11 protein-coding genes are annotated in these 11990 nt (G+C 42.5%); 5 read left to right on the forward strand and 6 right to left on the reverse strand.

The genetic code is table 11. The annotated features are described in order from the left end of the window. Positions 1 to 339 precede the first annotated feature (339 nt). Complete coding sequence (locus V7K40_RS02855; RefSeq protein ID WP_334956527.1) at positions 340 to 783, forward strand: hypothetical protein; 444 nt, start codon at positions 340 to 342, stop codon at positions 781 to 783. Positions 784 to 887: 104 nt separating this feature from the next. Here the strand turns inward: V7K40_RS02855 and V7K40_RS02860 are convergent, their stop codons facing one another. Continuing rightward, positions 888 to 2579: an NAD-binding protein gene (locus tag V7K40_RS02860; protein ID WP_334956529.1), complete on the reverse strand. Its 1692-nt coding sequence runs from the start codon at positions 2577 to 2579 to the stop codon at positions 888 to 890. A gap of 384 nt (positions 2580 to 2963) precedes the next feature. Further along, positions 2964 to 3185, reverse strand: a complete 222-nt coding sequence (locus tag V7K40_RS02865) for a hypothetical protein (protein ID WP_334956531.1) — start codon at positions 3183 to 3185, stop codon at positions 2964 to 2966. A 121-nt stretch (positions 3186 to 3306) separates the two neighbouring features. Here V7K40_RS02865 and V7K40_RS02870 point away from each other — a divergent pair, with 121 nt between their 5' ends. From V7K40_RS02870 to V7K40_RS02880, 3 genes are all read left to right on the forward strand, one after another. Continuing rightward, complete coding sequence (locus tag V7K40_RS02870) at positions 3307 to 4407, forward strand: D-alanine--D-alanine ligase family protein (protein ID WP_334956533.1); 1101 nt, start codon at positions 3307 to 3309, stop codon at positions 4405 to 4407. A 201-nt stretch (positions 4408 to 4608) separates the two neighbouring features. Then, positions 4609 to 5259 (forward strand): hypothetical protein, encoded by a 651-nt coding sequence (locus tag V7K40_RS02875; protein WP_334956535.1) that lies wholly within the window; start codon positions 4609 to 4611, stop codon positions 5257 to 5259. Positions 5260 to 5394: 135 nt separating this feature from the next. Further along, positions 5395 to 5802: a hypothetical protein gene (locus V7K40_RS02880; RefSeq protein WP_334956668.1), complete on the forward strand. Its 408-nt coding sequence runs from the start codon at positions 5395 to 5397 to the stop codon at positions 5800 to 5802. 40 nt (positions 5803 to 5842) lie between these two features. On the opposite strand, the gene V7K40_RS02885 is transcribed toward V7K40_RS02880, so the two are convergent. Beyond that, positions 5843 to 6190 carry a hypothetical protein gene (locus tag V7K40_RS02885; RefSeq protein ID WP_334956537.1) on the reverse strand — a complete coding sequence of 116 codons (348 nt, stop codon included), beginning with the start codon at positions 6188 to 6190 and terminating at the stop codon, positions 5843 to 5845. A gap of 366 nt (positions 6191 to 6556) precedes the next feature. Between V7K40_RS02885 and V7K40_RS02890 the strand changes: the two genes are divergently transcribed. Further along, the gene (locus tag V7K40_RS02890; RefSeq protein ID WP_334956538.1) at positions 6557 to 7330 is read left to right on the forward strand and encodes a hypothetical protein; all 774 of its coding nucleotides are present in this window, start codon (positions 6557 to 6559) and stop codon (positions 7328 to 7330) included. Positions 7331 to 8560: 1230 nt separating this feature from the next. On the opposite strand, the gene V7K40_RS02895 is transcribed toward V7K40_RS02890, so the two are convergent. The 3 genes from V7K40_RS02895 to V7K40_RS02905 form a co-directional block, all read right to left on the reverse strand. Next, entirely contained in the window at positions 8561 to 9445 is an 885-nt protein-coding gene (locus V7K40_RS02895; RefSeq protein WP_334956541.1) for a hypothetical protein, read from the reverse strand. A 70-nt stretch (positions 9446 to 9515) separates the two neighbouring features. Continuing rightward, on the reverse strand, positions 9516 to 10109 hold the full coding sequence (locus tag V7K40_RS02900) for a DUF1517 domain-containing protein (protein ID WP_334956543.1): 594 nt from the start codon (positions 10107 to 10109) through the stop codon (positions 9516 to 9518). A 280-nt stretch (positions 10110 to 10389) separates the two neighbouring features. After that, entirely contained in the window at positions 10390 to 11937 is a 1548-nt protein-coding gene (locus V7K40_RS02905) for a pentapeptide repeat-containing protein (RefSeq protein ID WP_334956670.1), read from the reverse strand. Positions 11938 to 11990 lie beyond the last annotated feature (53 nt).

The following is an 11990-nucleotide window of genomic DNA, read 5'->3' on the forward strand; positions in this document are numbered from 1 at the left end:
CGGAAGATTCATTGCCTTCAGTTTTCTGAAGTAGAACTCATTGGGGATTCTTGTCAGCCAAGGATTTTGCAGAAAATTTTGATATTTTTTACAAAGGGCAGAGTTTCATCTGCTTTTAAGGAATTTTTAAGTATAATTACTTAATAGGTGTTAGCCAGTCCCAACAAGAAGCGATTTTTGGCATCTGTTAGTAACAATGATTGTTAGAGAAGTATGATTTAGAGTTGCTAAATTTCAAAGGTCTTGATAAGCTGAAACACCTAATAATATAAGCCTTCTGGCGGTTTTTATGTCTTCACATCCCTGAAGATGCCGATGTCAATATAGGAGTGTTTTTTAGTGAATGCAGCTGAACAGGCAACGAACCTTGAACTCGCCAGCAACATTGCTACAGTGGTTAATTTGTTCAAATTCGAGTTTCCTGATGCCAAATCTGATCTCAAACCCTGGAAAAATGACCCGGAAACCAGGCAGTTAGTCGATCCAGACTCTATAGACATTGGCTTTCACTTTCCTGGTATTAGCAAATCTTGGCGAAGTCGCAGTATTTTAATTCAAATTCGATTTTATCAAGATCCGATCAATAACTCATACCGGGCGATCGGCGTGCAGGTAGCTGGATTTGATCATCGCGGCGAGGCGTGGCGACTTTCTACGGTAGAAAATTGGAGTATTGTCGGCGCGTCTTTGCCTTCTGGTGAAATTGGGGATAAGCTCAAACAGATTTGCCGACAGATTTTAGAAGTTTTTAATAAACCAACTGATTTAACTAACACATTATAGGGGCACAGCATTGCTCATCGGTGTCAAGTCGCTTCGCAAAATTCAAAAGCTGTACCCCTACTCTCAAAGCGTCTTGTAGAAAAGATGTTGGCGCTGCGATCACCTTAAGTGTGTGATTCGCAAACTCGCTCGTCCCGCCACAATTGATATAGCCGCGTCGCTGGCATCGTCATATACAAAACATCCCCAACACCGAGATTATTTTCTAATAAATCCCAGCCATGATGGATTTGGTGATTTTTTTCTAAGTATAAAGGTACACAATCAGTAGACATGGCTACATCTTTCACCCACCGACCATAAAAGATGTGTGAAGGTGTAATCACAGTCGCAAAAGCCACCCAAAGACTATCGGCTGTGATGCCATTACCGAGGATGCGTCCTCCTAGTGCAGCAGCGGCAAAAGCTGGGGCCGCTAGTTCAGCCGGACTCAGTACAGCCTCGAAGCCAAATAGCTGTTGCGCTATGCCGGCAAAATCGGGATCGGCATAATTAACAATCACCGGAATCTTGGGTGTCAAGCCTTTGGCTTTGAGGGCAATTTCCAGATTGGTAGCATCATTGTTAGTGACAGCAAGCACTGCGGCGGCAGACTCTATATTGCTGGCTTTGAGTATTGTGCGAAAGCTGGCATCACCCTGAATGACGGGGATACCGAGTTCGCGGGCGGTGTTGATATATTTGTTGTTGGAGTCGGGTTCAACTACTACAACTTCATATCCGCTGGCGTGGAGTTGCTGGACAATTCTCACCCCAATACCACTCAAGCCACAGACAATGTAGTGATATCGCTGGGGAATTCGGGCTGCATCCCAAAATTGCTTAAAGCGGCTTCCCAAGACAAAATCGGTGAGCATTGCATACCAAATACCAATTACCACTGCTCCAACCATCATCATCACAACGGTAAATAGCTTAATACTGTTAGGAGCATTTTCTACTACTTTGTCATTACCACCGGCTCCGGTAATCATGCCTACAGAAAAATATAGAGCATCGACAGGAGACAAACTCAACTCAGCCGACATATAGGTGAATGTAGCAATCGCAATAACTGCCAATAATGCAATAGCACCCAGTAGTACTGATCGCCCATGTTGCTGAAACAGCCTAATATTAGTCAAGACTTTCAGCAGTTTTTTAATCAATGATCTCCGAGGAGAACGGATACGGGGTTGAGTGCCAATAATTAAGCGATCGCCTACTTGTATCTCTTGTCCAGATATTACAGCTGATACCAAATCCATCTCACCTTTTACTGGCAAGTAATAAATCAGCATCCGCGATCGGTCTTCCCACAATTCACTCAGCTTTCGACCCTTCCATAAGTGGTTTTCATCAATGTATTCTTCGTGAATCGGCCAAGTTTGCTGAAATAATTTGATTTGTCCGATCGCTTGGCTTCCCAGTGCTGCAAACGTGAATACGGGTGCTACTAATCCCACAACACTCATACTCAAGTGGTCTGGCAAACTTTGATCTAGGCGCTCCCCCAAATTTGTATTATAAAAACGGTTGATAATCCGAATTTGGGGATTCAGCACTCGCGCTTGCATCATAATAGACAAATTCAGAGCATCTTTAGATCCAGTGATTATTAAAGTGTCTGCCTGTTGAATTCCGGCTGCTGTTAGGGTAGAAGCTGCTTGTAAATCACCAACAATCACATCTGGTGCTGTTTCGCCAGGGATGGATTGGTGATGAATACCAACAACGAAGGCTCCCTGCTGTCTCAGCAACCGAAAGGTTTTATATCCGGTAAGTCCTAAGCCACAAACAATAATTCGAGGTTTCATGAAACGGCAGCATCTTTTATAGGTAGGGCTGCATTTCTAGTTATTTATCAATATTGTTGCCCACTTTCCTGGAATATAACTGTAGCTGACAACACGATTGTTTCAATTGGAGGCAAGAGGCAGGAGGCAGGAGGCAGAGACACCAATAGGACTTACGCAAAAACCCTCTCAAACTCTCATTCCTCCGTGACCTCTGTGCCCTCTGTGGTTCGTTTTCCGTTACGCGTGCGTAAGTCCTAACCAAGTAGAAAGAGAATTATAAATTTGATGATTGAGGGTAAAAGGTTTTATAACACTTCTCGTGTTGAGTTTAATAGAGACCTAACAATAACAGCCCCTTCCCTGCAACGAAAGGGCAGTAAGATTTCATTCCTCTCTCCTCTTTTAAGCTAAGGTGTACACACAAGTATTTTGTACCTGCAATGCGATTGTATCGGCTGACAATGCGATTGTATCGACAGACAATGCGATTGTATCGGCTGACAATACGATTGTATCGACTGACAATGTGATTGTATCAACAGACAATGTGATTGTATCAACAGACAATGCCAATGCACACCCTACGTTACCTAGCAACTTTAAAAGCTGACTATAATTTGACACCTCAAATAGGAGAGTTTTTTCTAGCCAGGGTTTGAACAGGCAATAAAATAATATAGAAAAATATGGCAACTTTTGTAGGTTGTGATACGCTATCTGCTTGAGGAGTGTCGAGGAACCGAAAATGACTAAGCTGCGCGTGGGGTTACTATTTGGCGGTCGTTCGGGAGAACATGAAGTTTCGATCAAATCAGCACGGGCGATCGCTAATGCTTTGAGTGCAGAGCAAAATGCTAATAAGTACGAAATACTGCCTTTTTACATCCAAAAAGATGGACGTTGGCTAGCAGGAGAAACACCCCAAAAGGTTTTAGCAACCGGCAGTCCGCTACTGGAATCTGAAGAATCAACATCTGTTGGACATTTGACATCTAACCCTCAAGCCCAAACCCTCAACAAGTGGCAATCTCCCTCTCAAGTTGCCCAAGTAGATGTTTGGTTTCCTATTCTCCACGGCCCCAACGGTGAAGACGGGACAATTCAAGGGTTACTCACCTTGATGCAAGTCCCCTTTGTTGGTTCTGGGGTGTTAGGTTCGGCAATGGGGATGGATAAAATTGCCATGAAAATGGCCTTTGAGCAAGCGGGACTAGCACAGGTAAAATACAAGGCGATAACTAGAACGCAGGTTTGGTCTAATCCTTGCGTATTTCCGAAATTGTGTGATGAAATTGAGGCAGCATTAGGTTATCCCGCTTTTGTCAAGCCTGCTAATTTAGGTTCATCAGTGGGTATCGCCAAAGTGCGATCGCGCCAAGAATTAGAAGCCGCCTTAGATAATGCTGCTAGTTATGACCGAAGGCTGGTTGTGGAAGCTGGTGTCGTCGCGAGAGAAGTCGAGTGTGCCGTTTTAGGTAATGATCAACCCCAAGCCTCTGTCATTGGAGAGATTACATATGACAGCGATTTTTATGATTATGAAACTAAATATACTGAAGGTAGAGCATATTTACTGATACCTGCACAGATTCCAGATGCGATCGCTCGTCAAATCCAGGATATGGCTTTGCAAGCTTTTGCCGCTGTTGACGCTGCGGGGTTAGCAAGGGTAGATTTTTTCTATGTGGAAGCGACACAAGAAGTTTTGATTAACGAAATCAACACCTTGCCAGGCTTCACTGCAACGAGTATGTATCCCCAACTCTGGGCCCATAGTGGAGTCTCCTTTCCAGAATTAGTTGATCGGTTAATTCAACTTGCGATCGCTAGGCATTCTCCTAGCTGAGGGAGAAAATAAGCAAACTGATTTCAGATTATTACGGCAAAAAGTCATAAGAAATACAGAATTTTGGCAAAAGTTAGCCGGATTTGGTAGCGTATGTTTTACAAAAAAGCTACTTGAATCTAAAATTTTGTTACGGATACCTGATGCTTGACTCCTCCAGTACAATTTATTGACTAGAGGGGTACAAATCTGAAAGTAATCATGGAAAAAAGTCAGAGTGTACAGCGCGAGCGAACCCAACGAAGAGGGGCTACTCCAGAGCTGACAAAAAGGAAATCGAGACTAAAACAAAGCTCGAATGTTCTGATATATCTGGTTGCACATCATCCTTGGCTATTGTTTACTGGGTTTTTAGCCATGTTTATCGGAGGTGGTGGCTTTGCCCTGTATAGCTTAGGTAATGCTGGACAGGTAGCACAAGAAGAACCAGAAAAAATCCCAGTTATAGTTGAACAACCAATCAATGCGCCCTCTGAGAATAGTAATCCTACACCTTTATGGATGGTGGCTGCGATCGCCCTCAGTTGTGGTAGTGGTTGCTTGCTCATTTTCCGAATGCTCAACCGGAAAGCACAACCGCAAAAAGTTCAAAAACAGATTAACCGCCATCAGGCACGCTTGGCACAAAGCCATTACCAAAGATTGGAACCACGCCTTCCCAAAAACCAGCCAATTTTTGTGCCACAGCCACGACTGATGCCCGTTATGCAGATGCAACCTAAACCAAAACACCTGGTGACGGTTCTGCCAGCAGAACACAAGCACCACTTGGATACGCGTACAGAATCTTTGGCAGACTTGATGGATCTTCGTAAAGATAGTTCATTATCTGCAATTTTACGCCAGTCTTAATAGTACTGTAAAGCAAAAACTTGTCAAAATAATACTTTTTGCGAATTAAGGCACGGTTATACCGTGTCTTTACTAGTTTTTACACGTCCGGTTAAACTGATAAGGAAGAAAATAGCAGATCAAGCAGTGAATAACATAGTGCGGTTAGTTTTGACAGCAATATTGCTGGTGCTAGTGACAGCTTGTGGCAGTATTGGACTGCTACCGACTAGCGAGTTAGTGCAAAAAGCGATCGCACTTGGACTAGAACAAACTCAACAAAAACTTAGCCAACAGTTGGATCTAGATTTTCAAGGATTTGAAATCAAGCGGCTATCAATTACCCAGGAACAACCCCTGACGATTGAAAATTTACCAGCTTTCCGCGTTCGGGGAACCTATGACTTGATTATTAAGTTACCAAAACGACGCTTGACCCAACAACAACAACCCTTTGAGGTTTACCTGCAAATTCAGCAAGAAGGTAAAACTTGGCGATCGCTAATTCCAGAAAAAGGTAGTAAAAGTACTCAATCAACTTGGCGCAGTTATCTCATCCAATAGGGACGGGGAAAGGTTTGAATTGCCTCACTGTTTTCCCAAACTACAGGTTAAATTTTGTGTATCCTGTACCGTCATCTTCTGCAAGAATTACAAAATCGAAGGATTCAACTAACGCCTGTATTGCACCAGTTCCGCCATAAGGATAGCTAAAGGGTTCAAACTCCAGTCTAGCTCTGTCGGCAGAAACCATGCTACAAGCAACTAATTGATATTCACCATTTTGAAAAGCATCAAACATAGACTCAAAGCCCCAAGGAGTTTCAAGGCTAGGATCTGTCCACCTTTGTTCCACAGGTGTTGCAAACCAGCGACGCAAATGTTCAGTCTCTTCCTCTTCACTAGGCCACCAAAAATGTGATAGTGCTTTGTGATCAAAAAAATTAGCCAATCTTCTTCATTACGCCAATAATTATTGTCTTTATCTTTTTTAATTTCGTTGAAAACTTCACAAAGAGCATTGAATCTTGTGGAATCATCTACTTGAAACTCTACAAAGCAGTATTTCATTATTTCTCCCTTCTTTGTTTCTAAACAGTGATTCATTTTATTTATATATGTGCAACTATAAAAACCATCACAATCATGTCTGTTGGTACTTTCCACAAAAGGGTAGCAAAGATACTCAACCTAATTGGCGTAGCTATCTCATTAAAAAGCTGGTGTGTGCAAATAGAAAAACCATCACAATGATTTACGTATAACTGCTAGGGTACAGTCATGATCGAGGTAATAGTTTCACCAAAGACAGGGCAAGATGTATATTAACTTTTTTATCAGTTCCATTGCTGGAATTGTGGTTGTGGTGCTAACGGCTTTTGGCTTACTGCAATGGTTGCACATCCCTACTGGTAACTTTCTTGATTGGGTGATTGGTGGTGCAAGTTTTTGGTGGCTGTTGGTAATTGTTACCGTACCGTGGAATGTGCATTTTCAAGCCAAAGAAGTCTTAGCAGAAGCAGCACAATCCAAGGAGAAAGGAATTCCAGTCGATGAGAAACAAGTAAAATATGTCACAGTGTTGGCAAAGCGATCGCTCTGGGTTGCCATTGCTTTACACTTATTCTCAGCTGTTGGTCTTTATACTCTTGCTGCCACTGGTATTAGTACGGTGGGATATATCAGTTCTGGTGCAGCTTTGTTATTAACAATTCTGCGTCCAGCTATTCGAGCTTACGAGTATTTATATGCACGGTTAGCGATGATTCGCCAAGAATGGAAGTATCCGCGCGAAGATATTTTTGAACTGCGCGATCGCTTCTCTATATTGGAACAAAAAATCCAGTCATTCGAGGAGCAACTTAACCCAGAACAATCTTATTCATTACCAGCAACTCAACAGCGCTTCGCCGAAGAAACTCGCAGAGATTTAGCCCGGATTGCTGCTAATTTAGAGGAATTGCGAGCGACAAATCAAACAGAACATGAGCGTTTGGGGAGAGAAGCAAGAAATGCGATCGCGCAACTTTCCACTGACGGACAATTTCTCGATCATGTCCGTGAAATTATTCGATTTTTTAAGACTGCTTAATTATTACTCTCATAGCTAACCAAATTTGAAATTTTGGATAATGTAATTAAATATTCATCATCCAAAATTTCAAAAGTTTCTCCAAAGAGGGTTAACTAGACTCTATAAACAGTAAGATAAGTTTGACATAAATGGCACAAAGTTGGTAGATAAAGACATTGGAATTTAGCAGGGCAAGGGAGAAAACCAAATATGTTATAACTTTGTACGGATGATGTTTGGTGAAGCTCATATAACTTCAGGAGTACTCACGGTGAATCAGATACAACTGACTTTAACTATTGGTTACCTGTTTATGACATGCTATTTTTTAAGTAATTGGTTAATATTTTCCCTACGTCATCCTGCTTCTACTCCAGAAGATAAATTTTTATCAGTTGTGATGTTTTTGGTCACAACTATCTTCTGGCCTCTGATGATTCCGATATCTTGTTTAGAAATAGTTCAAAAAAAGCAAATAGACTTTAATAAAATGATTCCTGTTATTTTAGCAATATTTGTATTTAGTATTTCATATTATTTGACCGAATAATTCATAATTAATTGTTGCCAATTGCATAGATATAAAGTAATACACTTTCTGTTTGTGATACTTTGTCCCGGAAGATCCCCCCAAGCCCTTTAAAGAGGGGCTTAATTCAATACGCTTGGATTAATGGGACTTTTGCTATATGCTCGGATCATACCAAGCAAAATAGACCTCTTGCAAAAATCCTTGAATCACCCCTCCCCAACCCTCCCCGATGTGTTGGGGAGGGGGCAAGATTTCAAGTTTCCCCCCTTTATAAGGGGGGATAAAGGGGGGTCTATTCGACTTATGCAAGAGGTCTAATATCCAATCCGTCACAAGCAGATAAAAAACCCTACATCCGCGTGTGATAGCGATTGTAGGGCTGGTGTGTAATGAGGTGTCGGATTCTGAAATCTTTTAAATTATATAAAAGGATTTGAAACGGATTAAACAACTGCGGGGGGATATCTGGGTAATGCTAGGGTTATAGTTTGTTGAATTTACTGAGGGTTGACTATATTTACTGAAAAAATTGCTAATCGAATGCTGGTAGCTTTTTCCTAGTTCTTTTTGGAGAGATATCGTCAAATATTTCTATGACGACATCTCCCAACAGCCTACTAACAAAAAGCATTCAGCCCGTTAATTAGCTTTAGTTTCTCCCCACCTTGAAACCTCCCCCGCTCAAGAATTCTTCATTGACCAGCAACAAAATTTTATTAACGGCGTCTGCTGCCAAAACCACTTGAACGGCGGGGTGCTGTACTACGCCCACTACCAAAACCACTGCCAGAATTGCGTCTGATAGTGCTGGAGTTACCAGAGGGTCGCAACGTACTACCACCAAAACCAGAACCCGAAGGACGGTTATTACCTGTAGTGCTACGCGGTGTATTGCGTATAGTTGAATTTCCAGGATATGACCTTCTAATTGTCCCTGTATTGCGGAACGCAGTGCGATTTGTCACGGCTGCGGGTGGAGCATTGTAGCGAGTTTGGTAGTGTTGAACTGCTTGTCCATAGCTTGTGCCATATCCACCGAAGCCACTTAATCCTTGTCCTGATTGATAGACAGGGGGTACATAATACTGGGGTCTAAACAACATACTACCAATTGCCTGACCCGCCAAGCTACCAGCCACAGACCCGGCAAACGGTGCCCAGAAGCTATTTTCTCGACGGACTACAACCGTCTCTTGTTGTCCTGTTTGGGGATTGGTTTTATTCTCGGTAACGTTATGGACGTACTCAATTTTAAAGTCTTCCGTCAGATATAAAATCGGTTGTCCTTTTTCTACCTTTAGATAAGTTTTTTTGCCCTGCTTGATTTCATCATCAGTTAACCGTGCCATTTGCAAATTTTCGGTTGCAAAGGTTGGGGGATTATTATTAAGTAAAAACAGGCTGTACTCACCACTTGCATCGTCATAAGTAGCTTGTTGTATTTGATACTCACCGTCACTCAGCTTTGTGTTAGTAGAAGTTTGGCTAACGTTCTTAGTCGGAGAAGTAGTTTGGTTTCCCCCACCACAAGCGACAGTTGTCATACACAAACTCAGAGCTAAAAAAACGGCAGTAAATTTACGTACTATAGTCATGATCATTGGATTATTGTCCTATCTCTGAGCTTAACAATTTATTGATGTGAGCAGTAAGTACGGACTACCCAACAGATTACAAAGGAATCAATTCTGGGTAATATTGCAACAGTTGATCGCTAGTGAGTTCATCACCTAACTGTGCTGGCGAGAAATGCACTTGGATTGCCTTCAATCTATGTTTATAATGCAAATTTATCAATGCTTTCAATCCTTCCTTAAGTGCCTGAACGTTAGAAAGATCAGTTTCTAATTCTGGTACTTCTCCTTCATAAGCTACTGTAATCATCACAATGACATTGCGCGTTACAGATATAGATAAAGGTTCATTCAATCCAGAGTTAGGACTGTAATCTGGTTCACTGAGATATCTTTCGGCAGAGTCAGTAAATAATTCATTCACGTAATCTCCTGCCTCGCCTTCATTCCAAAATACGTCACCTTCGTTGGCAGCAGAAAGCCAATACTCATCGTATTGCAGCAGGGTTTGGCTAATTTCTACCAATCCTTCTCCCAAAACTTCTAAATCGCCATCAACATCGATCGCATCTCGTCCAGCACTATTTAATACTCCTAAAATTGGTGCTACCTCACCTCCCCCTAAGTGCAGAAATAGGCGAAAGACTACATAGCGAGTTCGACCGATCATTTTATTAAAGGTATCGCGCATTTTTGTCCTCCAAAATTTTGTTTTTTCTTATTTCTCATTTGCCCAATGACGCCAGTTGCTTGTTCCTACAGCCCTTCCCTAACGGGACGCCTTGCGGCGAACGGGCATCCTACAGCAGGCTAGCGCCAAGGGGGTTTCCCCCAGGAGGAACTGCCGTGCATGGTCTTTCGACTTGAGCGGACTGGCGTCAAGTGGCGTGAGACGCTCTTGCTAGCAAGATCCCCGTAGGGGTACAACGCTGGGAACCTCCGCAACGCACTGGCTCCCCAATGCCCCATGATTAATGACTAATATAGTGAAATCCTTGGACAAAATCTATAACCATATTTAACGGAGGCAATATATCATATTTTATTGATTCATTAGATATATCATCATAAGCTGAAGCATTGAGAGCAGAGCGATTAATAAATCTTTTCCCAAAGTTGGGATGGTCATGGACAATCAAAGTGTGGGCGCTAGAATTCGTTAAAATTATTTGGGTTGAGGCTTTACAAAAATTTAACTTTGCAGCTACTTCGATATTTTTTTTCATCTGTTTAATTGTTGTAGCCTGACTCATCGCTTGCTCTACAAGAAGATTTAATTGTTTCACCAGATGGGGAGATTTTAGCGATTTTAAATATTGGTTCGCAACAACTTCACTGTTAATCATTTCCACCATACTCAAAATATTTTTTTGGGTAGATGCTGCATCTAGAAAGGGAAGAATCACAATGTAAGCAGTGGCAAATAATGCTTCGTCGCTATCTACATGAAATGTGAAAACAGTTCGGCGACGCCCATTTTCCACGCTTGGGGGTTGTTTCAGCTCACGGTATTCCTGAGCAATTTGGTAGTAAGCGCCAGCAAGAGCAAAATTGGCTTCGTATTCTAGGGCTGCATCAACAATAATCCGGATTGTTGGCGGTGTTTCGTTAAAAAAATCTCGTGAGTCTTCGGAATGAAAGTTTTGGATAATGGAGCGATCGCCTCTGGGGCTAAGATCAACCCATTCACAAATCATGCCTTCGGTTTTTAAACCAAACCTAGAGGTGGCATAAAGCTTTGCCCCAGTTAAAGTTGCTCCTGTTAAGTCAGCACCGATCCATTCCGCCTTAATTAATTTTGCCTGAGTTAAATTGGCGTAGATTAAAATTGTATTCGTTAAATTGGCATTGCTTAAATCTGCGCCAATTAAAGTAGCCCCGCTCAATTTTGCGCCACTCAAATCTGCCCACCGGAGATTCGCCCCGCTCAAATCTGCCCCGCTCAGGTTAGCATGGCTGAGATTCGCTTGTCTGAGTTCGGCATCTCGCAAATTTGCACCGCTAATGTCAGAACGACTCAGGTCAGTGGCGTTTAAGTTAGCCATTTCCAAGTTGGCTCCGGTCAAGGAAGCGCCTTTCAAGAGGGCCTCACTCAAATTAGCGTGACGGAGATTCGCTTGGCGGAGTGTGGCCTCTCGCAGATCGGCACTGGTAAGATCAGCCTCCAGCAGGTCAGCGCGACTCAGGTCAGCACGAATTAACTCGGCGCGGATCAACGAGGCTCCTCTAAGTTGAGCGCGACCCAGATCCGCTCGAATTAAATTAGCGACGTTAAAACTAGCGTTGTTCAAGATGGCGTTAGATAGATTCGCACCACTCAGTCTGGCTACATTCAGCTTGGCATTGCTCAAGTTAGCTTCACTCAGATTCGCGCCACTCAGGTTGACTATACTCAAATTAGCATCGCTAAGATTCACACCACTGAGTTTGGCCCCACTCAGGTTCGCTTCTGCGAGGTCAACACCACTAAAGTTTAAGACTCCTGCTGCGTATTGTTCCAGTAATTCCTCTATAGTCATCGATGCTACCCCTTGGATGCCAACTTTAATAGTTGGTATCATAAAAAACGGAA

The sequence above is a fragment of the Nostoc sp. genome (assembly GCF_036917195.1).
Lineage (GTDB): Bacteria > Cyanobacteriota > Cyanobacteriia > Cyanobacteriales > Nostocaceae > Nostoc.